The organism is Anabaena sp. CA = ATCC 33047, from assembly GCF_963870205.1.
GTDB lineage: Bacteria > Cyanobacteriota > Cyanobacteriia > Cyanobacteriales > Nostocaceae > Trichormus.
Genome location: NZ_CAWMSA010000001.1, coordinates 63,679 through 86,377, shown reverse-complemented (window position 1 = coordinate 86,377; position 22,699 = coordinate 63,679). Strand labels below are relative to the sequence as shown.

The following is a 22,699-nucleotide window of genomic DNA, read 5'->3' as shown; positions in this document are numbered from 1 at the left end:
ATGCCTACACGAACCCTATCCTCTTTTATCTTCTATTACCCGCAACTTGGGTTATTAGGGATTGAAACAATAAACTGAAGCAATTTCTTTGCGCCTACTCTGCGAGAACGCCTTGCGGCGAATGCGCCTACCCTGCGGGTTCCGCTTTAGCGGTATGCGCGAAACATAAAATAACCTTTTCAGCAACACCAAAAGACACATACAACAAATCTAAAGAAAAACAGACATTGCTAAAAGGAGTAAAGTCTTGAAATCATAACTCCTGACTCTCTCTGCGCCTCTGCGCCTCTGCGTGAGATAAATCAACCCCATACCCCAGAAACGAGTCAGAAAAACACAACCCCAGGGTTAGAGATGGGTGCTAGTCGCCGTCCTATTCGATAATATATAGTTCGTAGTGAGTGGCTGATTGCTGATGACAAGGATGATGAGGACTAAAGTCCTCACTACAAACCTTTAATGACTCTTGACTAATGACTAAAAATCTGTATCGCATTGGCTTGCTGGGGATATTTTTGATATCACTCGCTTTCCGGTTTTGGGGACTCGATAGATTTAATACTTTGGTATTTGATGAAATCTATTATGCTAAGTTTGCGAATAACTATCTTACCCAGACACAATTTTTTGATGGACATCCACCTTTAGGTAAATATATGATAGCTTTAGGAATGTGGCTTGGTAGTCATGTTCCTTTTTGGCAAGAACCGATAAATGGACTCACTGGTTCACTGCGATCGCCTGAAAGTTATCGATGGATGAATGCCTTATCAGGTGCATTTATCCCGCTAATTATTGCTAATATCGCCTATCAAATCAGTTATCGACGGGGTTTTGCTTTACTTGCAGGTTTTTTCACCGCTTTAGATGGCATATTTATTGTTGAGTCTCGCTATGCCTTAATTAATATTTATATTGTATTATTTGGTTTATTAGGACAGTGGCTATTTTTATTAGCATTATCCACACAGTCAAAAAAACGTAATTTTTACCTCACACTATCAGGTGTTGCTTTTGGTGCTGCCTGTGGAACAAAATGGAATGGTTTATTTTTCCTGGCTGGTATGTATCTAATATGGGGTTTGGGTTGGATACACCAGTTACTCATAGCCGGAAATCAAGCCAAAAATTTGCTTAAACGACTATTTAAGTGGACGCTTCAGCCGTCTATTCCTGCTGCTAATATTCTATCATTACAAAAGCTCACCCAAATTAACTTTTGGCAATTTATCTTATTTTTAGGCATCATTCCCGTCAGTGTTTATAGTTTGATTTGGATTCCCCATTTACAAATCAATCCTAAATATGGATTTATTAGAGTACATCAAGAAATTTTAGCATTTCATGAACGCCTGGGCGGAAATAGTCCTTCTGTTCACCCTTACTGTGCTGCTTGGTATAAATGGCCGTTAATGACTCGACCAATGGCTTATTATTATCAAACAGCACAAAATATCAATGAACCTCTACCTGTGTTGGGGCCGCCTTTACCTAGTGGTGCGGCAAAGGTGTATTATGATGTTCATGCAATGGGTAATCCTTTTTTATGGTGGTTTGGTTTTGCTGCCTTATTATTTTTATTAGGAATGTTGTTATTACCAGTAGTAGTTGCTGTAGTTAAACGCAAGCGGTTATCTTTACCTGCACAACTGTCTGTTGATACTTGGATAGGTTTATATATAGTCTTGAATTACGCCATCAACTTACTACCTTGGGTGAGGGTGACAAGGTGCGCGTTTATCTATCATTATATGACGGCGGTTGTATTTGCATTTTTAGCGATCGCCTGGTTCATAGATCAATGTCTACGCAGTTATTATCTACCACTCCGCGCTGTTGGTATGACAATTTCATTTATGATTATCGCTGCCTTTATCTTTTGGCTACCGCTTTATTTAGGTTTACCTCTGTCTCCTGAAGATTATAGACTACGGATGTGGTTTAACTCTTGGGTTTGAGTTAGTCTTTATTCAGTAGTCATTAGTCATTAGTCAACCATCAAGAATCAACAGTCTTTACATAGCTACATATAAACTGCTTGGTTAATCAGCTACATTTTACATTTCTTATCTGTATGTATGGTTACTTGTTGTTAGACTGGTAACGCAAGCAGGTGTAGAGAAAGCTGCATTCAACTACTGAGGAGTCATAAGTTAAGCAGTCTGAACAAGTTGATGAGGGCATATATATCAGGCTGCTAAATTCAGTAGCATCTCTGAAAGTAAGACACAATTTTATCTGGAAATGTTTTCAGGGCTGCTCAATCTGAGTTTGTTGATTGTTTGACTATAAACCATAATTTTAAGTATTGTAAACCCAAACAGACCGCTAAAAACTTTAATTTTGCTGTAATTTGGCTGTTACCAGACGATAAAGGATATTTTTATGACTATAAGTATAGATTTACCCACAATTAATGTTACTAGCTTAAAAGAAGCTCCCATCCATCTTTATAGTGAAATTCAACCGCATGGGGTACTTTTAGTTTTAGAAGAGCCTGACTTAACAATCTTACAAGTTAGTAACAATACTTGGTCTATTTTTGGCATTAAGGCTGAAGATATTTTACAGAAGACGCTAGATGATTTACTCGATTCTTTTCAAATGGAAAGAATTAAAACCGGTCTGCTAGAAGGTAATATTGAATTTATCAATCCTACTAAACTGTGGGTACGCAAGAAAGGCGATGATTACATTGTGTTTGATGCGGTGTTTCATCGCAATTCTGAGGGATTTCTGGTTTTAGAATTAGAACCGGCAATTACTCAAGAAAATATTCCTTTTTTAAGCTTTTATCATCTGGCGAAAGCTTCGATTAATGAGTTAGAGAAAACAGCAAATCTGCGGGACTTTTGTCAGATTATCGTCCAAGAAGTCCGAAAAGTCACTGGTTTTGACCGAGTGATGTTATATAAATTTGATGATGATGGACATGGTTCAGTTGTGGCGGAAGAAAAAATTGATAGTCTGGAATCATATTTAGGTTTACATTACCCAGAGTCGGATATTCCCACCCCAGCCAGAAAATTATTTATTTCTAATTCGATTCGGGTAATTCCAGATGCTCATGCTGAACCTGTGCAGATTGTACCAGATAATAATCCGGTGAGCGATCGCCCGATAGATTTAACTAACTCTATCCTCAGAAGTCCGGCATCTTGCCATTTAGAATATTTGCACAATATGGGTGTAGGTGCTTCCTTAACTATATCCTTAATTAAAGACCAAAAACTCTGGGGATTAATTGCTTGTCACCATCAAACCCCAAAATATGTTTCTTACGAATTACGCAAAGCTTGCGAATTTTTAGGCAGAGTTATCTTCGGGGAGATTTCCGCCAGAGAAGAAACAGAAGATTACGATTATCGCATCAATTTAACTCATATTCAATCACTTTTGGTTGAATATATGTCTCAAGAGGACAACTTTGTAGATGGTTTAATCAAACATCAGCCAAATCTTTTAGATTTAACCAGCGCGCAGGGTGCGGCTGTATGTATTGGCGACAATTTTACTTTAATTGGCGAAACTCCCAAAGAAGAAGATTTAGTTTATTTGGTGCAGTGGTTAAAAAATAATGTTGAGGAAGAAGTATTTTACACTGATTCTTTAGCACAAGTTTATCCCGATGGAGAGAGATTTAAAAATGTCGCCAGTGGGTTGTTAGCAATTCCCATTTCTCACCGCAATTATGTATTGTGGTTTAGACCAGAAGTAATTCAAACTGTAAATTGGGGTGGTGATCCACATAAAGCTTTTGAAGTTAGTCAGTCAGAGGGGAATGTGCGCCTATGTCCGAGAAAATCCTTTGAATTGTGGAAAGAAACAGTACGCCTGACTTCCTTACCTTGGCGAGCCGTGGAAGTCAAAGCGGCGTTAGAATTAAGAAAGGCGATTGTGAATATTGTTCTGCGTCAAGCTGATGAATTGGCTCAACTTGCTCAAGATTTAGAACGTTCTAACGCCGAACTGAAAAAGTTTGCTTATGTCGCTTCCCATGACTTGCAAGAACCACTTAACCAAGTGGCTAATTATGTGCAGTTGTTGGAAATGCGCTATGAAGATGAGTTAGACGAAGACGCGAAAGAATTTATTAACTTTGCCGTGGAAGGAGTCAGCTTAATGCAGACTTTGATCGATGATGTATTAGCATACTCCAAAGTCGATACGCAAGCGATCGCCTTTCAACTTACCGATGTTGAGAAAGCTTTAGAACGTGCGCTGAGTAATTTAAGACAGCGTATCATAGAAACAGGGGCAACAATTACCCATGATCCTTTACCAAGCGTCATGGCTGGTAGTACCCAACTCATGCAGCTATTCCAGAATTTGATAGCTAACGCGATTAAGTTCCGTAGCGAAGAACCACCACGCATTCATGTTGGTGCAGAAAGGTTAGAAGACGAGTGGTTATTCTCAGTTAAAGATAATGGTATCGGCATTGATCCCAGATTTAGCGATCGCATTTTTGTAATTTTCCAACGCCTACATACACGCGACGAATATCAAGGTACGGGTATGGGTTTAGCCATCTGTAAGAAAATTATCGAATGTCATCGGGGGAGGATTTGGGTAGAATCACAACTTGGTGAGGGCGCAACCTTCTATTTTACCATTCCCGTCGGAGGTCGAGAGCGTGAGCGTAGAAACGGAAGAAAAACACAAAATCATCTTTTTGGTAGAGGATAACAAAGCTGATATCCGCCTGATTCAAGAAGCTTTTAAAAATAGCTCAATACCACACCAAGTAGTCTCAGTCAGGGATGGTATGGATGCAATGGCTTATCTGCGCCAAGAAGGCGAATATACCGATGCGCCACGACCAGACCTGATTCTGTTAGACTTGAATTTGCCTAGGAAAGATGGCAGAGAAGTCTTAGCGGAAATCAAAACTGATCCCGCACTCAAACGCATTCCCGTAGTCGTGCTGACAACCTCTAGAAATGAGGATGACATTTTTCACAGCTACGAATTACACGTTAATTGCTACATCACCAAATCTCGCAACCTCAGCCAACTATTCCACATCGTCAAAGGAATAGAAGAGTTTTGGCTATCTACCGTTACTTTACCACCAGAGTAGGGACTGGGGATTGGGGTAAGCGGCGGCGAAAAACTAATGACTAATGACTAATGACTAACATGATTGGACACTCAGTCAAAATTTTGTTAATTGAAGACAACTTAGCAGAAGCTAGGTTGTTACAAGAGTATTTGCACCAAGCTGAGTCCAAACAATTTAGTCTAGTTCATGTAAAGCGATTAGGGGAAGCACTTCAGGAACTCAGTCATGCCAGATATGATGTGATTTTGTTAGACTTGACTTTACCTGACAGTCAGGGATTGTCTTCTCTGTCTTTATTAATCGCGCAAGACCCTAGTATACCCATTGTTGTCCTTACTAATACTAATGACGAAGATTTAGCTATTGAAGCAGTGCGTCAGGGGGCGCAAGATTATCTAGTTAAACGACAGGTAAATGTTCAGGTATTGGTTCGCGCTCTATTTTACGCGATTGAGCGCAAACAAGCTTTAGAAACATTACGTACACTGAATAAATCTCTAGAAAATCGCGTCGAAGAAAGTACGGCGGAACTGGTAAAAGCTCAAGAAATTAATCAGTTTAAATCTGAGTTTGTTTCTATGCTTTCCCATGATATTCGCAATCCTTTAAATACTATCATGTTAGTTGCTGGGTTACTGCAAGATAGTGGCGAAAAATTAAGTCAGGAAAGAAAACGCTATCATTTTGAAATGATTCGTTCCGCCGTGAAAAATATGGCACAGCTATTAGATGAAGTTTCCTTAATCGGTAAAGCTGAATCTGGTAAACTGAAGTGCGATCGCATCGCCATCGATTTAGAATTATTCTGTAGCCAATTAGTCCAAGAAGCCCAATTAAGCATCGGAGAAAAGCAACTGACAGTAGAATTCACCCGTGCGGGAAGATTGCATGACGCGTTACTAGATGAAACTCTACTGTATCACATTTTGGGCAATTTACTCGGCAATGCTATTAAGTATTCCTTACCCGGTGGTAAAATTCATTTTGATGTCATTGGTCAACAAAACGGCGTAATTTTTAAGATTCAAGATTGGGGAATTGGTATTTCCCCAGAGGATCAGAAACAACTGTTTCAACCCTTCCATCGAGGTGAAAACGTTGCGGGAATTTCTGGTACTGGCTTAGGATTAGCAATTGTGAAAAGGTGTGTTGATGCTCACGGTGGTGATATTTGGGTTAATAGTGAGTTAGGCGTAGGCACAACCTTTACTGTTATACTACCATTGGCGTGAACATCATCTGGTGGTTGACTCAGCTAAATTTTAGTTGTAAGCTGACTTGAGCAAGGTGAGAGTGGGGATAAATTTGTATGAGTAATTTAAGAGTTAGCCAGCCAAAGTTGATGTTATATAAAATGCAGCTAATTAGTGATAATTCCCCAATTTATCCCAATAAACTGTAAATATCCTAATCCTCTGACCATCGGAACCCCTGCTGCTTTCATGATAAGTCTTTAATTGCTGATGATTTTATTCCTCGCACACAAGCAAGCGGATTTTCAGGTATTATCAATCCTGGGAATTTTTGGAGGCATTTTTGCTAAGTGGAACCCATACCTTCGCTTAAGCCAGGATGATCAAGTTTTAACTGAAATCAGCGAATAGATTATTGATCTAGGGATGCTTTGCTGAATGTTGAACCGAATTGCAACGTCTCAAATTTTCACTTGAGCAGAGTTGACAAACAGCCTCTTATATTAGCATTTTAATTAATAGTTTAGCATAGAATGTAGGGAAGAAAAATATTTTTTAGACATCCTATGCCGATTTCATCTGTTGGAATATTTGAGTTGACGTATTTTCTATGAAATGGTCAATAGATAAAAAAACAACTGTAGGATTAGGGGCTGTATTATCGGCTTTAATTAGCTTAAGTTTGTTTTCCTACGGAAAATTAATTACCCTACGTTCTGCAACTAATAACGTACAAGATACCTACGAGGTAATCCGGGATATTGAAAAATTAACATCCCAACTTAAAGATGCAGAAACTGGACAAAGGGGTTATCTATTAACTGGAGATGCCATTTATCTGCAACCTTATCACAGTGCGATCGCTCAAATCGACTCAAATTTACAAAGACTCAAACTTGCTACAAAAGGTAAATCTAAACAAGAAGAATATTTATTAGCATTAGAACCTGTAATTGCTGCCAAACTAGCACAAATCAAACAAACCATTGATTTATCCCAAAGGAATCAATCGGCTGCGGCGTTGCAACTGGTGAAAACTCACGAGGGTAAGCAACTAATGCAGAAGATTCGGAATATTATTGCCGAATTGGAACAGGAACAATTATACCTTCTTAACCAACGCTCACAGGTAGAACGGGATAATGCTAACCAAGCTAATTTGTTAGTCGCCTCCAACCTGCTACTAGCTCTTTTATTTGCGGCAGTAATTTATCAATTGAATCAGGATGTTACCTATCGTCAGCAGTTAGAAATCAACCTACGCGAAAGAGAACAACAGTATAGGCTACTCGCCAATTCCATACACCAAATTATTTTAGTTGTCAGTCCCAATGGTGAGATAAAATTTACTAATCAGCGTTGGTTAGACTACACTGGTATGACTCTGGAAGCATTCAGAGCAATGGGATGGGGTGCTGTGGTACATCCTGATAATCTGGCAAATTATCAAGCTCAGTGGGCAAAACTGCTGCAATCTGAGCAAGCTTATACTTGGGAGTTTCGCTTACGCCATGCTGATGATTTATACCGTTGGCATTTGAGCCATGTAGTACCTGTGAAGAACTCGCAAGGGCAAGTTGTGGAATGGATTGCTACGATTACTGATATTAATGATCTCAAAGCAGCAGAACAAGAGCTAAAACAGCAAAAACAAAATTTATTTCAAGCCAACAAATTCAAAGATGAATTTTTGGCGATTATTTCCCATGAACTACGTACACCACTAACTTCTATTCTCGGTTGGGCAAACCTGCTAAAAAGCCGCAGATTTGACTCAAACAAAACAGCAATGGGGTTAGAAACAATTGAACGTAATGCGAAAGTGCAGATTCAATTGATTGATGATCTGCTGAATGTTTCGCGCCTGATGCGTGGTAAAATCCGCTTAAATAAGCGTTCTCTGGATTTGGCATATATAGTAACAAAGGCAGTCACAGCAATTCAGCCAACAGCCGCAGATAAACAAATTCAAATCCATAGGAATATTGCCTGTGATTTAGGCTTAGTTATCGGTGACTCAGAACGATTAGAACAAGTTATTAACAATTTACTCTCGAATGCTATCAAGTTCACCCCAGAGGGTGGACAAATCACGGTAACTTTAGAGAGGGAAAATAAATATGCTCAAATTAAAGTAAGTGATACAGGTAAGGGTATTAAGCCCGACTTTTTACCTCATATATTTGATATTTTTCGTCAGGCGGATAGCTCGATTACGCGGGAGAGTGGCGGGTTAGGATTAGGATTAGCGATCGCTCGCCAACTGATAGACATGCACAATGGTAAAATCTTCGCACACAGCTTGGGTGAAGGGCAAGGAGCAACCTTTACTATCCAACTACCAATGCTGGCAGATGAGAAATTCAACACCAGCAACGAAACACCTAATGGCAATCAATCATCCACAACGGATGACTTATCTTTGGAAAATACGCGGATTCTCGTGGTAGATGATGACCCAGATACAAGAGAATTATTAGAAGTGATTTTAGCGCAGTATCAAGCCGAAGTTCTGGCCGTTGCTAGTGGCAAAGAAGCGGTAGAACAAATACCCAGCTTTAAACCCAATATTTTAGTCAGTGATATTGGCATGCCACAAATGGACGGTTACACCCTCATCCGCAAGATTAGAACCTTAGATAGTAGCGAGGAAAGTCACATTCCGGCGATCGCCTTAACCGCTTACAGTCGCATGAGTGACCATAACCAAGCACTGCAAGCTGGCTTTAATCAGCATATTGCTAAACCCGTAGATCCGCAAGAGTTAGTTGCAGCCATTAAACATTTAAAAATTTCTCATAGCTCTGAAGCGGTGGCTAACAGTATTTAACTCCCTTCTCTACGAGAGGCTGCGCCAACGGGAGAGGGAACTCTTAACGGGCAACTCTTAACAGTTCGTCCGTTAGTTCCCCATTCCCTATTCCCCATTCCCCATTCCCTATTCCCTGTTCCCTTTTACCAAACTTTATCTCGACTCAATCCAGAGAAATTTAGACAAATTACTCGAAATTTTTGGCAATTAACCGTAATAAAGCTTATTCTATAGAGCAATTGTGAGCAGAATTTTTCATTATGTGCCGTCTACTTGCTTACCTCGGTTCACCGATTGCTCTAGAACAACTTTTGTATAAACCCGAACATTCTTTAATCATACAAAGTTACCAACCACGGGAAATGATTTCTGGGGTAGTGAATGCAGATGGCTTTGGTGTGGGTTGGTATCACACTCACAAAGATACTGCACCCTTTACCTACAGAAATACGTTACCTATTTGGAATGATGTCAATTTACCAAATCTCAGCCGTTATATTGAATCTAAGTGTGTGCTAGCTTATGTTCGCAGCGCAACACCAGGACAAGCTTTAGATTTCGCCAATTGTCAACCATTTAGCCATCAACAGCACCTATTTATTCACAATGGCTACATAGAAAATTTTCGCAAAACTTTATACCGCAAAATTCGCAGCACTCTCACGTCGGATGTTTACGAACACATCAACGGTAGCACAGATTCAGAACACATCTTTGCATTGTTGCTTTCACACATCCAACTCAACCAACATCGACCACCAGAGTATGCCTTACGTAGAACTATTTTAACACTTGAGGAGATGGCAAAACGCTATCAAGTCAAAGCTTTAGTCAATATAGTCTGGAGTGACGGCAATCGCCTGATAGCTTCTCGGTTTGCCACTTCGACACCAGCACCGTCATTGTACTGGCTCAGAGATGATTTAAATTATCCTAACTCTGTGATGATTGCTTCTGAACCATTATTTAAAGGTAATTGGACTGCTTGCCCAGAAAATAGCATTATCAGTGTGGGAGAAAACTGTGATATCCAAATTGACAAAATCTAGTGTGAAAGCATCGATTGCTGATGCTTTAGAGGAGTGCCGCCACCAAACTTTAACAATATTTGCGGGGATGGATGCAGCGACATTCTGCAATCAACCGCATCCTGATTTTAGTCCTGTAGGTTGGCATTTGGGACATATTGCCTATATAGAATCTTTATGGGTGCTAGAACACATTGCCGGTTTACCATGTTTATTTCCCCAATACCATAAGCTATATGCAGCCGATGGTTTACCCAAATCGCAGCGTGTCTACCTCCCTCAGTTAGAGGAAACTCTCGATTATCTAGAAAAAATCAGAAATCAAGTTTGGCAATTTTTGGCAGATGCAGATATTGAACCACAACAACGTCTGTGGCGGTTTTTGATTCAACATGAAAGTCAACACTGTGAAATTATCCGCATGGTGTTGCAATTAGGTAAGATTCAACAGTCTCAATTATTTAACCAACAGTTTACAGTCTCTAGTCAGCAGTTGGGTGTGACTGAGATGATTGAAATTGCCGCCGGGGAATTTGAGTTAGGAAGTAACTCAATAGATGCACTGGATAATGAACGCCCTGCACACCAAGTTTATTTAGATACTTACTGGATTGACCGTTATCCGGTAACTTGTGGGCAGTATCGCCTATTTATCGAGGCTGGAGGCTATGAAAATCCTCAGTGGTGGTCAGTGGCAGGGTGGCAATGGCTACAAAATGAGCAGGGGAAACAACCACTTTATTGGCAGACAGCAGCCAGTTTAGATCATCATCCCGTGTATGGTGTGAGTTGGTACGAGGCAGAAGCATACTCACGGTTTGTGGGAAAACGTCTACCTACAGAAGCGGAGTGGGAAAAAGCCGCTAGTTGGGATGCACAAGCTAATTGTCGCCGTACCTATCCTTGGGGTGAAGAAATGCCATCATCTAAATATTGTAATTGCGATGGGCTAGGAGGCGATCGCCTCTACTCTGACAACATTGCCCAGACAACCCCAGTCAACGCATACCCGATGGGACAAAGTGCCTATGGTTTGTATGATACATTGGGCAATGTTTGGGAATGGACAGGTTCTTGGTTTGCTGGCTATGCAGGTTTTGAAAGTTTCCCATACACAGGTTACTCACAAACTTATTTTGACAATCAACACCGAGTTTTAAAAGGTGGTAGTTGGGCTAGTCGCCCGTGGGTACTGCGTGCTAGTTTCCGCAACTGGTATCATCCGGGAGTGCGGCAGATTTTCGCTGGTTTCCGTTGTGCGGCTAATGCTGAGTAATCAGAAGAGTGCTGTTTTCATGGGAAAATCGCTAAATACAGCTTTGAGATGAGATTCATCTAGCTCAGGGTTGTTTTTATCAAACTTGGCTTTGTGTTCCACTGGCTAGAGTAAGGTTTTACGCGCAAACAACATTGATGATCGAACCGATGCGGAGGTTAAATGTCAATATCTGAAGCTGTCAATAGCAAGGATACGTTTCTCAAAAGTATTGATGAACGTTTGCAGATACAGCGTTTGTTTGCAGCCACACGCATGGTTGCATCTGCCCCTGGCAGTGATGTGGTGAAGGGATTAACTCAAAGCCCTAAATCTTTACCAGCTTATTATTTTTATGATGACCGTGGTTCTGAGCTATTTGAGCAAATTTGTGAGTTACCAGAATATTACCTCACACGCACAGAAACGGCAATTTTGCAAGAGTGCGCTGGAGAAATTGCCAAAATTACCGGGGCTTGTGAATTAGTCGAACTGGGTAGTGGGAGTTCTACCAAAACCCGCATTTTATTGGATGCTTATCAAGAGTTAGGCTATCCTCTGCGTTATCTCCCGATAGATGTGAGTGCCGGAATGTTGGAAAGTAGCGCGAGACAGTTACTACAAGATTATCCTCAACTGCAAGTTTACGCCCTTGCCGGTACTTATGAATTAGCCTTAGCACAACTGCCACCCACTCACTCACCGACTCGGATGATTGGTTTTATTGGTAGTTCTTTAGGAAATCTCAACCGCCAAGAGTGTGAAATTTTCTTTTCTCAGATTACCAATGCTTTGCAGGTGGGTGAGTATTTCTTGTTAGGCATAGATTTACACAAGCCTAAACAGATTTTAGAGCCAGCTTATGATGATAGTCAAGGAGTGACGGCAGCCTTTAACCTGAATATGTTAGAGCATTTGAATCGGCGTTTTGACGGGGATTTTGACAAGACAGAGTTTGAACATTGGGCGTTTTATAACGAGAGTGAGCGTCAGATTGAGATGCACTTAAAAAGTAAGCGATCGCAAACTGTACAATTAAAATCTCTCAATCTCAGCGTCAACTTTGCCGCAGGTGAAACCATTCACACCGAAATCTCGCGCAAATTTGATCTTGACATCATCCAACAGCAACTCGCCACCCAGGGTTTAGTCACTATCCAAACCTGGACTGATTCCAATCAGTGGTTTGGTTTATTATTGTGTCAACTGCAAAGATAGATTTTTCAGGGAGTAGGGGTTTAGCATTGCTAAACCCCTACAGGGAGATGAGGGAACAGGGGAGTAGAACTTTTACGAGTCGAAAATCTGTCTTGTAGAAAACCAGCATACAAACCATAGACAGATTTTAGCTGGGGAAATTTTCAGTATCATCAGCAACGTCTGATGAGTGAGGGCAATTTCTCAAGATGAATACAGAAATCTCTGCACTGTTAGATCAGGTGCAGAATATGATTAATGGCTTTATTGCTTTGTTACCAAATATCTTTTTGGCGTTGATTGTGTTTGCAGTATTTGTCTTTGTCGGCAGACAACTCAAACGCATCGTTAAACGCTTAACTCGTCACCGCCGTTACGCGCGGAATCTGGGGATGGTGCTGGGGAGATTGGCACAAGGTACTACAGTTTTAGTTGGGTTATTTGTCTCGCTATCAATTGTGATTCCTACGCTGAGAGCCGGGGATTTAGTGCAGTTGTTAGGAATTAGTGGGGTAGCAATTGGTTTTGCTTTTCGGGATATTTTGCAAAACTTTTTAGCAGGTATTTTAATTTTATTAACAGAACCTTTTCAAATTGATGACCAAATTGTTTTTAAAGGTTTTGAGGGGACTGTAGAAAATATTGAAACTAGGGCTACTACTATTAGAACCTATGATGGTCGCCGGATTGTGATTCCTAATTCTGAGTTATTTACTAATTCGGTGACTGTGAATACTGCTTTTGAAAATCGGCGATTAGAATATGATGTCGGTGTGGGTTACGGTGATGATTTAGACCAGACAAAACAATTAATGCTAGAAGCTATACATAGTTTAGATGTGGTACTCAAAGAGCCTGCGCCGGATGTGTTGGTGATGGAACTGGCGGAAAGTACGGTAAATATTCGGGTGAGATGGTGGATTAAACCACCTTTTAGAGCCGATGCACTAGATTCACGCGATCGCGTCATCTCTGCAATCAAGCAAAAACTATATGTAGAACATGGGATTGATTTACCTTATCCTACCAGACAAATTTTATTCCACGACCAAACCGAAGAAACAGATGGCGATCGCTCCCGTCAACGTGAAGGTTGGCCTGCTGGTAATAAAGAAGTCCCCAAACCTCGCAGTATTAGCGGTTCTCTGCGACGACTGGCTGAGGCAGGTAATGGTAAGACAGACTCTCAAACAACCTCTTAAGAGTCATGAACAACATTCGTTTGCGCCAATTTTGGGATGCACTCCACTCTAGTTACTGGTTTTTGCCGGGATTGATGGTGGTAGCGGCGATCGCCCTAGCTTTTACTATGCTCACCCTTGATCGCACCGTCGGCTTTGAAGATTGGAGTTTAATTTATACAGGTGGCCCCGATGGTGCGCGTGAAGTGTTATCAGCCATTGCTGGTTCAATGGTGAGTGTGGCGGCTACCGCTTTCTCCATTACCATTGTCGCACTGCAACTAGCAGCCGCTAATTTTGGCCCGCGATTACTGCGTAATTTTATGCAGGACACTGGTAATCAAATAGTTCTGGGTACATTTATTGCAACTTTTATTTACTGCTTACTTGTACTGAGAACTATTTACGGAGAAGATTACAACCCCTTTGTACCGCATTTGTCAGTGACGTTTAGCATCGTGCTGGCGGTTCTGAGTATTGGGGTGTTAATTTATTTTATCCATCACGCCTCAACAATTATTCAAGCGTCTTATGTGATTAAAAGTGTCAGTCAGGATTTTCATCAAGCTATTGATCGTTTGTTTCCTGAAAGAATCGGTATAAGTCCACCGCCAGAGGAAGAACACAGAGAATCACTACCAGAGAATTTTGCTAACCAATCTTCTCCGATTGCTGCTAGCCGCAACGGTTATCTACAAGCCATTGATGCCGAAAAATTAATGAAAATTGCCTGTAAACACAATTTATTGCTATATATTAAAACCCGACCCGGAAAGTTTGTCATTGAAGATAGTATTTTACTGATGGCTTATCCTAGTAAACGAGTCAATCACAAACTGAGCAAAGAAATTAACAAGGCTTTTATTCTCAATCGGGAACGTACTGAACACCAAGATGTAGAGTTTCCTGTGAATCAATTAGTGGAAATTGCTGTACGTGCGTTGTCTCCTGGGATTAATGATCCCTTCACTGCTATCAGGTGCATTGACAGACTAGGCGCGGGATTTTGTTATTTAGTCCAGAGGAAATTTCCTTCACCTTACCGTTACGATCGCGATCGCCAATTAAGAATCATCGCCGAACCTGTCACTTTTGAGAGTATAGTTGATGCAGCCTTCAATCCGATTCGTCAATACTCCCGTTCTGATGCCTCAGTCTCGATTCGTTTATTAGAAGCGATCGCCCATATCGCCAACTATACCACCAACCCCGAATACTTAACCGTCCTCCGCCGTCACGCCGACATGATAGCACGGGGCGCACAGGAAGCATTACCAGAACCACAAGACCGCCAAGACTTACAACAAAGATATCACAACGTCATTGCTGCTTTAGAGGTTGTTTGAACAAAAATGTTGTTATCCTCCTACCTCTCCCTCACCCTCTCCTACAAGGAGAGGGAAAAGGAAAAAATTTTGTGGCTGGAAGTTGTAGAGACGTTGCATGCAACGTCTCTACATTTGCTTTCCCAACAACATTTTAGACTTATGGCGTTTTATAGTTGATTCCGGGCTTTAAGTTGCAGATATCGTTCCACCAATTGATCACTAATTTGATTAGCTGGCGCATCCAACACCAAAACACCCTTTTGTTTTAACTGAGCAAACGCCACCTGACGCTGTGCTAATAAATCTAAAGCTACTGCGCGACTGTAAGCTTGAGTGATATCATCAGTAAAAGTATGAGCTAAATCATCCACTTTTGGATCTCTCAGCGTCACGCAAAACGGTAGATAACGTGGTGCTAACCGAGTCAACGCCGCCAGCAGTTCAGTAGAAGCGGTAACATCTACTAAATCTGTAATAATTACCACCAAAGAACGCCGAGTTTGTTTCTGTACTACATGAGTCACAGCCCCCAAGTAATCTGATTCTAATAATACTGGTTGAATTGGGGTTAAACGGTCGATGATTTGATTTAAGTGATTTTGTCCTCGTTCCGGTGGTAGCCAAGTGTGCATTTGGTTATCAAATACACCCACACCCACGCGATCGCCTCGGTGTAATCCCGCTAAGGCGAGAGATAAGGTTGCATTCAAACCCCAATCAAAGCGTTGTAAATTCTCAACTCTCGCTGTCATCAACCGCCCCCGGTCGAGTAAAATTAACAGCGTTTGTTCTTGTTCTGGTTCTAGCACCCGCACCAAAGGCGGTGTATTTCCATGCGTTCCCACCCGCCGGGCTGTAGCTTTCCAATCAATCAAGCGCAAATCATCACCTGTGCGATAGTTCCGCAGTTCGGCGAATTCCGTACCCATCCCTAATCGTTTAGTTTGGCGCATAGCACCAGATGATTGTAATGTCAAGCGAATGGAGAGCGATCGCAAGCCGATTAAATCAGGATAAACTTTCACTGTAGTACCGTGGCGAATTTGCCAATCATCCCAAGCTAAACCCCAAGGGCTTAATTGTCGCACTTGAATATTACCCCAAGCAAACTCACCGCGCTGGGTGGGGTGAACGGTGTAAGTTAATTCTTGGCTGGCGTTGGCGGCGACGGTAGTATTTAATATAGATGTTGATGCTGTAAAATCAGCCGGGTAATAATCACGGATTTGAATTACAGCATTAGATTTCGGTGATGTGATTGTCAAGACTACTGGATTATCCCGCCCAATAGAAAAACGTGCTGGTAATTGGCGCGTGATTTCTACCCGTAGAGACTTGACACGCCAACCATCGACAACCATCAAAGCTAAGACAGCGATATCAAAGATGAGAGTAATAGCGATGCTAGCAGTGATGCCGAAGAACAAGGATAATAGGGGAGCGATCGCTAAACCCAAAAGTAACAATAAGTAAACTCGTTTAGCAGCAACCATAGATTTTTTTGTAAAACTCGATTATATCTGTGATTGGCGTGAAATTATGAATGTCCAACTTGTTGAATCCCTTGTGGAAATTGTTGTAAAGTTAACTCCTGAAGAGAAACAGCTTTTTCAAGAAAAGCTAAGTCATCATGATTTTAACTTACACCCTAAAAAGGATTTAAAATAATTAATTAAACGCAGATAAACGCAGATGAACGCAGATGAAATACTATCAGACTGTGAGATTCATCAGACTAATCTGCTAGTTGCTTAAGTCCTGATACAATTGAGTGCCTAGCGTTCTACACTAAATAATATCCTGACTGTAAACCTGCATTCGCTTAGAGATACTGTCCATGCAACTCCTGAAAACAACCGACAAAGATTTTGCCGTGAAATTCCAAACCTTGGTGAGCGATCGCCGAGAAGCAACGGTTGATGTTAGTGGTACAGTAAGAGATATCCTCGCCGATGTCAAAGCCCGTGGTGATGTCGCAGTCAAGGAATACACCAGTCGCTTTGACCATTTCCACCCGGAAACTTTACGTTTAGATGCTAGCTTTATTGCCGAACAAGCAGCCAAATGTCCGGCTGATGTCAAAGCAGCCCTAGAAATAGCTGCTGCACGTATCAGTTCTTTCCACCAAAAGCAACTACCCCAAGACATAGGTTACACCGACACCGTAGGCGTTAAACTCGGTTTAAATTGGGTTTCCCTAACTCAAGTCGGGATTTACGTCCCCGGTGGACGCGCCAGTTATCCCAGTTCTGTACTGATGAATGCCCTACCTGCTAAAATCGCCGGAGTGGAACGCATTGTCATGGCTGTACCCATGCCTCGCGGTGAAATCAATCCCGTCGTCTTAGCAGCTGCCCAAGTTGCAGGGGTAACAGAAATATATAGCATTGGCGGAGCGCAAGCAATAGCCGCCCTCGCCTACGGTACACAAACCATCACCCCAGTAGATAAAATTGTCGGCCCCGGTAATGCTTACGTTGCTGAAGCCAAGCGTCAAGTATTCGGCACTGTGGGTATTGACAGCATCGCCGGGCCGTCGGAAATTTTAGTAGTAGCTGATGCTCAAAATAACCCTGAATGGATAGCCTGGGATTTACTTTCCCAAGCCGAACATGATCCTAGCGCACAGTCTATTTTAATCACCGACTCGGAAACTTTTGCTCAACAAGTCATAGCAGCCGTTGCACAAGTGCTACCCCAGCTATCAACAAAAGAAGCAGCCAGCACCAGTTGGGAAAAGCATGGGGCAATTATTATTGTCGATGACTTAGCAGACAGCATACCTCTGCTCAATCGACTAGCTCCCGAACACGTAGAATTGTGTGTAGACAATCCCCAATTACTAGCTAGTCAAATTAAATGCGCTGGCAGTATGTTTTTAGGACGCTACACCCCAGAAGCCATCGGCGATTATTTAGGCGGCCCTAATCATGTCCTACCTACAGCCCGTTCTGCCCGCTTTGCCTCTGGTTTAAGCGTTTACGATTTTCTCAAGCGTATCACCTATTTAGAATGTAATCAAGCCGCATTACAAGAAATAGGTCAAGCAGCAGTCACCCTCGCCCAAGCCGAAGGTTTACCCGCCCACGCTGGTAGTGTGGCTGTGCGTTTGCAGTAAGTTTCGGGGAGTAGGGAAGCAGGGAAGCGGAGGAAGAAAAACTTTTACCCAGTCCCCAGTCCCCAGTCCCCAATACCCAGTCCCCAATACCCAGTCCCCAGTCCCCAGTCCCCAGTCCCCATTCCCATCCCTCAAATAGTCACAGGTGACTCTACATAAATAGTTGGTTCTTGCATGGTAAACTCAATACCATGATTGTTTAACTTTTTAGAAATTTTTTCATTCGCTAACTCTAACAGACGCTTACGCAATTGTAATGAGTTATCACTCGAACCTAAAATAAAAAATGTGACTCTTGTACGGGTTGTCTCTTTGGGTGAACGGTGATTTAAAAAAGTAATACTCGTGCTTCCTGGGTCAATACCAAACAAAGAATTGGTACTTTCAACAATGACTTGCTGTACTAAAGCTTGTTCTTTCTCTGCTAAAAAATGTAAGAAATCAAGGTAAAGTAAAACCATGACTTTCTTACCGCGAGTAATATTTTCTATCTCTAAATTCGCCAAGATAGAATTTGGAATAATAAACAAGGTACTTTTGGCGGCTGTACGAATTTTAGTAGAACGAATACCAATTGATTCGACTCTGCCAAACAAACCTTCGGGAATTTGTCCAGATTTCTGCAACCGAATATACTCACCAGGAATAAACGGTCTATCTAAATATAATACAATTGTCCCTAGTAATTGCTCAAGGGTTTTCTGCGCTGCAAAAGCCACAGCTAAACCCCCAATTCCTAAACCAGTTAATAACCCAATTAAATTAAACTGTTGGCTTTGAGCAAATGCTAAAACCGCAATAAATCCAATGATGACGTTAGCTAATGTCTCAAATACTAACAGTAATTCATCTACTTCTCTGCCAAACTTCCTGACTAATTCGATGCCATACACACGAATAAATTGACGGAATAAGCGTGATGCTAGCCACGCTAGACTAATAATAACAGCTAAATCTACTAGGGGGGCAAAAAATTTGTACAATGATGTATATTCTTCAATCCATGATAATGATAAGGAAATCAGGATTAATGTCCCAGCTATTTTAAATAAGCTTCTAATTGGTTCAATTAAGTTGTTGTAAATACTCGCAACTTGCTGCGGTGCAAAACGCTGAATGACAATTCGCACGAAGCTGGGAGTATAGCGTCCTACTAACCAGGATAAGAAAATAAAAAAGAAAAATATGCCAAATTTAGTTAGAGCATATATTGTAGTGTCACGTTGCAGAAATTTCAGAATCAGGTTGGAAAGTGCTGTCATCATTTCTAAATTGTAATTGGTGAGTCAACATAAATCGTTGGTTCTTCTATCTCAAAGGCAATACCATATTCTTTTAAATATTGTGTAATGCTTTGAGTCGCTAAGTCTAGCAGTTGACGACGCAATTCCATTGAGACATCTCCCGAACCTAAAATAAAGAAAGCTACTTGTGCTTGGGTTATTTCTGCATCTACTAAGTGATTAATATTTTTAAAACTAACTTCTGTATTGCGGGAGTCTATGCCAAATATATCATTGGTACTGTCGAGAATTACCTGACGAATTAAGGCTCTTTCTTCACTGCTAATCACGCGAAAGAATTTTAAGTATAGAATAGACATGACTTTCTTCGCGCCTGTGAAGTTTTCAATATTCACTTGTGTCAGGGAACTGTTGGGAACTATGACTAATGTTCCTTTACCAGAGGTTCTAATGCGGGTAGACCTTAAGCCAATAGATTCTACTCTGCCAAATGTTCCATCAGGTAAACCGATATAGTCATCAATCACAAATGGTCTATCAAGATAGAGAACTATTCCCCCTAAGACTTGTTCTAATGTTTTTTGGGCGGCGAATGCGACTGCTAAACCACCTATTCCTAAACTAGCTAGTAAGCCTAAAACATTAATTTGATGGGTTTGGGCGTAGATGAGAATGGCTAAAAAGACAATAATCAGGTTAGCTAACCATTTGAAGAGAATTAGTAACTCGCTGCTGATTTTTTGTCCACTCTTGAAGGCGGCGTTTAATAAGTAGAAGTCAAAGAAGTTTTTAAATATTTGTGATGCTAACCAACTGCTGGCGATCGCTAATATTAAGCTAGTGATAATTTCACAGGAATTTGTCCACTGATTTTTGGGAAATACCACTGTAATAGTCTCGATAATCCCAATTATACTAACAACAGTTATTAAGCCTTCATTTGGTTTGATTAATTTTTGATATGGATCACTAAGCTGTAAATTAGATAAATTCTGCCAAACTGTTGTGATTTGGTCAATAAATGAACGACCAACTAAGAATATACAAAATCCTACTACTAGACCGAGTAAACCAATTTGTATTTCTCCACTTGTCAGAATCTCTGATAAAGAAGTCAGCATTTATCTTGTTTCATTGCACAACTTACTATTTGGCAAATATTATATGATTTGCCATAACATGAAAAAGGATCTCTAATAATTAGAGACCTAATCATGATTCATAGTGCATTGTACACCAGTCAGTTCATTCATTTAAGTGCTGAGAAAGCGACAGCCACAAATAAACGCTGGAAAGGTAGACTACAGCCAGGATACAGATAGTAGATATAAATTCAAAATCATTCATAATCTTGAGCCAAATGAGAGTGTGTGAGCAGTGAACCAGTTAAATTGGGAAAGGTGAAACTGTGCATTTCCGTTAAGAAATGCCGCAAAAACAACTTGTCACCCAAAATATTGGATGAATTAAAGATAATTAGGTCATTACACTGATAAAGCTGCTAGTGTGAGATTAGTCTAGATACAACTCACCTCAGACAATCTAAATCACCGATTGACCTGAAATATAAATGCTACTTTTGAACAAAATTCAAAAGTTTTGTCGCAAAGAGAACCTATACAACCCTATTTGGGCAGTAATTCTCGTTAGATAGATCATCAAATCTTAGATTTGATGGGAACATATACCTATAACGAACTCTCAGTAACACAGATGTCAATATGACTTCTGGCTGCTGTTAGCAAACTCTGGGCGTAGCCCATTCTTCTTTATTGGTAAACGTCCCCCAACTCTGTTGAGGTAAGTGGCTAAATGGCAGTGATGAATTACACGTCTTGTTTTTGACTAGCTTTTCACCAAAGCTTTATCTATGCTACTAACCCTCAACTGCTGTAGATGTCAGCAGCATCAACCAGGTAGCTAGCATTTCTTAGCCAATTATTATGATGTCGTTTTTGTGAACTACTGTGATTCTATATTAAACCAAATAAACAAAACTGGCTAAAAAATATTGGGGAAATTTTAGTCAGCAATCTTACCTAATTAAACAAAATCAATCATCCTAAACTAATAATTTTATCAAAAATGTTATGCTTGCTACATTACTATATTTTATCTCTAGCATAATCACTTGAATCAGTATCAGATTGAGGCTGTTTTTCAGATAATCAAGCCCTAATCCGTCAATTGTTTCAATATAAATACGGTGATATTTGTGGTTGATTTTCACATATAACCGTATTTTTCCGCTCATAATGACTGAGTGACAATTAACAAAAGGTATACAAATAGATATAAATGTAAATAAATAATACGTTCCTGATAAATAATTTGGGGATTAAGGTTTTTGAGATGAAATCGCAGAACCACAGAACTGAGGCAAGGGGTATATTATTTGTAGCTGGTAGTCAGGACTTGACTTACCATAGACAAATGCGGAAGCGATCGCATCTGATTTAGGTAAGATGAACAGGTGAGAAGGTACGAAAAAATTTAAGGTTAACTTAATTTTTACTTAACTCACAAGTTTCAGACTTTTAGCAGATAAATAAATATTTCAGAAAATAATTCACCTGCTAGAGAATAAAACCTCAAGGGTATGGTAGTAATGATTTGCTAAGAGCGTACAAATACCATAGTGAAATAACCCAAAGGTTTTTTGTGCGATCGCTGATTGAGCCTTTGTGTATGTTGTCGCAAAAGGAAGCAATTATGTCTAATTATGAGCAGGTTTTTACATCAACACAAACCCTAGAAGAACCCTTGAGTTCCGAGGAAGCAGTAGCGGCTATTGGGGTTGTGAGTGCAATTAGTGATTCTGGAATTGATGAAGTCGATGCAGAAGGTTTAGCCGGTATTCTCTGGGAATTTGAAGTTTTTGCCGAATATACAGAAGATGACATCATCGACATGGTTGATGATCTGATCGCCGTTGCACAAAATGAAGGTGTAGGGGCTTTGTTAAATACAGCCACTCAAGCCCTCTCCGAAGACATGACTTGGGATGGTTTCGCGGCTGGTGTAGTGGTACTCTTAGATCCAGAAGAACTAGCAATTCCCCCAGACAAGCAACCTTACCTCAAACAACTCCAAGAAGCCTTAAAACTCACGGATGACGAAGCCCAAGAAATCATCCAAGAAGTAGTGGCTGCATTCCAAGAAGGCGATGAAGAATATTTAGATGAGGAAGAAGACACAGCAGACTAACTAATTTAGCGTTTAGCGCAAGTATTGCACGGCAGTTGCTATAAGTCTGGCGACCGAAAGCACTGCCTCAG

General features: G+C 40.8%; 15 protein-coding genes. 12 read left to right on the top strand and 3 right to left on the bottom strand.

Annotated features, from left to right (window positions below):
- Positions 1-473: 473 nt before the first annotated feature.
- From AACS98_RS00305 to AACS98_RS00260, 10 genes are all read left to right on the top strand, one after another.
- Positions 474-1,958 carry a dolichyl-phosphate-mannose--protein mannosyltransferase gene (locus AACS98_RS00305; RefSeq protein ID WP_066374871.1) on the top strand — a complete coding sequence of 495 codons (1,485 nt, stop codon included), beginning with the start codon at positions 474-476 and terminating at the stop codon, positions 1,956-1,958.
- A 427-nt stretch (positions 1,959-2,385) separates the two neighbouring features.
- Positions 2,386-4,689: a sensor histidine kinase gene (locus AACS98_RS00300; RefSeq protein ID WP_066374870.1), complete on the top strand. Its 2,304-nt coding sequence runs from the start codon at positions 2,386-2,388 to the stop codon at positions 4,687-4,689.
- Positions 4,637-5,083 carry a response regulator gene (locus tag AACS98_RS00295; RefSeq protein WP_066374862.1) on the top strand — a complete coding sequence of 149 codons (447 nt, stop codon included), beginning with the start codon at positions 4,637-4,639 and terminating at the stop codon, positions 5,081-5,083. The genes AACS98_RS00300 and AACS98_RS00295 overlap by 53 nt, the downstream gene beginning before the upstream one ends.
- A 59-nt stretch (positions 5,084-5,142) precedes the next feature.
- Complete coding sequence (locus tag AACS98_RS00290; RefSeq protein WP_066374861.1) at positions 5,143-6,297, top strand: hybrid sensor histidine kinase/response regulator; 1,155 nt, start codon at positions 5,143-5,145, stop codon at positions 6,295-6,297.
- A gap of 571 nt (positions 6,298-6,868) precedes the next feature.
- On the top strand, positions 6,869-9,088 hold the full coding sequence (locus AACS98_RS00285; protein ID WP_066374854.1) for a CHASE3 domain-containing protein: 2,220 nt from the start codon (positions 6,869-6,871) through the stop codon (positions 9,086-9,088).
- A 242-nt stretch (positions 9,089-9,330) separates the two neighbouring features.
- Positions 9,331-10,119: an ergothioneine biosynthesis protein EgtC gene (gene egtC, locus AACS98_RS00280; RefSeq protein ID WP_066374852.1), complete on the top strand. Its 789-nt coding sequence runs from the start codon at positions 9,331-9,333 to the stop codon at positions 10,117-10,119.
- Positions 10,094-11,374 carry an ergothioneine biosynthesis protein EgtB gene (egtB, locus tag AACS98_RS00275; protein ID WP_066374851.1) on the top strand — a complete coding sequence of 427 codons (1,281 nt, stop codon included), beginning with the start codon at positions 10,094-10,096 and terminating at the stop codon, positions 11,372-11,374. The genes egtC and egtB overlap by 26 nt, the downstream gene beginning before the upstream one ends.
- A 162-nt stretch (positions 11,375-11,536) precedes the next feature.
- On the top strand, positions 11,537-12,571 hold the full coding sequence (gene egtD / locus AACS98_RS00270; RefSeq protein WP_066374850.1) for an L-histidine N(alpha)-methyltransferase: 1,035 nt from the start codon (positions 11,537-11,539) through the stop codon (positions 12,569-12,571).
- Positions 12,572-12,759: 188 nt separating this feature from the next.
- Positions 12,760-13,752, top strand: coding sequence for a mechanosensitive ion channel family protein (locus AACS98_RS00265; protein ID WP_066374848.1), 993 nt, complete (start codon positions 12,760-12,762; stop codon positions 13,750-13,752).
- 5 nt (positions 13,753-13,757) lie between these two features.
- The gene (locus AACS98_RS00260) at positions 13,758-15,077 is read left to right on the top strand and encodes a DUF2254 domain-containing protein (protein WP_066374846.1); all 1,320 of its coding nucleotides are present in this window, start codon (positions 13,758-13,760) and stop codon (positions 15,075-15,077) included.
- A 149-nt stretch (positions 15,078-15,226) separates the two neighbouring features.
- On the opposite strand, the gene AACS98_RS00255 is transcribed toward AACS98_RS00260, so the two are convergent.
- Positions 15,227-16,552 carry a DUF58 domain-containing protein gene (locus AACS98_RS00255; RefSeq protein ID WP_066374844.1) on the bottom strand — a complete coding sequence of 442 codons (1,326 nt, stop codon included), beginning with the start codon at positions 16,550-16,552 and terminating at the stop codon, positions 15,227-15,229.
- 344 nt (positions 16,553-16,896) lie between these two features.
- Between AACS98_RS00255 and hisD the strand changes: the two genes are divergently transcribed.
- Positions 16,897-18,177 carry a histidinol dehydrogenase gene (gene hisD, locus AACS98_RS00250; RefSeq protein WP_066374839.1) on the top strand — a complete coding sequence of 427 codons (1,281 nt, stop codon included), beginning with the start codon at positions 16,897-16,899 and terminating at the stop codon, positions 18,175-18,177.
- A 131-nt stretch (positions 18,178-18,308) separates the two neighbouring features.
- Here hisD and AACS98_RS00245 read toward each other — a convergent pair whose 3' ends face one another.
- Entirely contained in the window at positions 18,309-19,439 is a 1,131-nt protein-coding gene (locus AACS98_RS00245) for a mechanosensitive ion channel family protein (RefSeq protein ID WP_066374882.1), read from the bottom strand.
- Between the two features lie 5 nt (positions 19,440-19,444).
- Positions 19,445-20,542, bottom strand: coding sequence for a mechanosensitive ion channel family protein (locus AACS98_RS00240; RefSeq protein WP_066374837.1), 1,098 nt, complete (start codon positions 20,540-20,542; stop codon positions 19,445-19,447).
- A 1,591-nt stretch (positions 20,543-22,133) separates the two neighbouring features.
- On the opposite strand from AACS98_RS00240, the gene AACS98_RS00235 reads away from it, so the two are divergent.
- On the top strand, positions 22,134-22,628 hold the full coding sequence (locus tag AACS98_RS00235) for a tellurite resistance TerB family protein (RefSeq protein ID WP_066374833.1): 495 nt from the start codon (positions 22,134-22,136) through the stop codon (positions 22,626-22,628).
- The last annotated feature ends 71 nt before the right edge of the window (positions 22,629-22,699 follow it).

Excerpts from the sequence above, each read along its gene's own strand:
- AACS98_RS00255 (WP_066374844.1), bottom strand. The coding sequence starts at position 16,552 with ATGGTTGCTGCTAAACGAGTTTACTTATTGTTACTTTTGGGTTTAGCG.
- hisD (WP_066374839.1), top strand. The coding sequence starts at position 16,897 with ATGCAACTCCTGAAAACAACCGACAAAGATTTTGCCGTGAAATTCCAA.
- AACS98_RS00240 (WP_066374837.1), bottom strand. The coding sequence starts at position 20,542 with ATGCTGACTTCTTTATCAGAGATTCTGACAAGTGGAGAAATACAAATT.
- AACS98_RS00285 (WP_066374854.1), top strand. The coding sequence starts at position 6,869 with ATGAAATGGTCAATAGATAAAAAAACAACTGTAGGATTAGGGGCTGTA.
- AACS98_RS00260 (WP_066374846.1), top strand. The coding sequence starts at position 13,758 with ATGAACAACATTCGTTTGCGCCAATTTTGGGATGCACTCCACTCTAGT.
- AACS98_RS00300 (WP_066374870.1), top strand. The coding sequence starts at position 2,386 with ATGACTATAAGTATAGATTTACCCACAATTAATGTTACTAGCTTAAAA.
- AACS98_RS00305 (WP_066374871.1), top strand. The coding sequence starts at position 474 with ATGACTAAAAATCTGTATCGCATTGGCTTGCTGGGGATATTTTTGATA.
- AACS98_RS00245 (WP_066374882.1), bottom strand. The coding sequence starts at position 19,439 with ATGACAGCACTTTCCAACCTGATTCTGAAATTTCTGCAACGTGACACT.
- egtC (WP_066374852.1), top strand. The coding sequence starts at position 9,331 with ATGTGCCGTCTACTTGCTTACCTCGGTTCACCGATTGCTCTAGAACAA.
- AACS98_RS00290 (WP_066374861.1), top strand. The coding sequence starts at position 5,143 with ATGATTGGACACTCAGTCAAAATTTTGTTAATTGAAGACAACTTAGCA.
- egtD (WP_066374850.1), top strand. The coding sequence starts at position 11,537 with ATGTCAATATCTGAAGCTGTCAATAGCAAGGATACGTTTCTCAAAAGT.
- AACS98_RS00265 (WP_066374848.1), top strand. The coding sequence starts at position 12,760 with ATGAATACAGAAATCTCTGCACTGTTAGATCAGGTGCAGAATATGATT.
- AACS98_RS00235 (WP_066374833.1), top strand. The coding sequence starts at position 22,134 with ATGTCTAATTATGAGCAGGTTTTTACATCAACACAAACCCTAGAAGAA.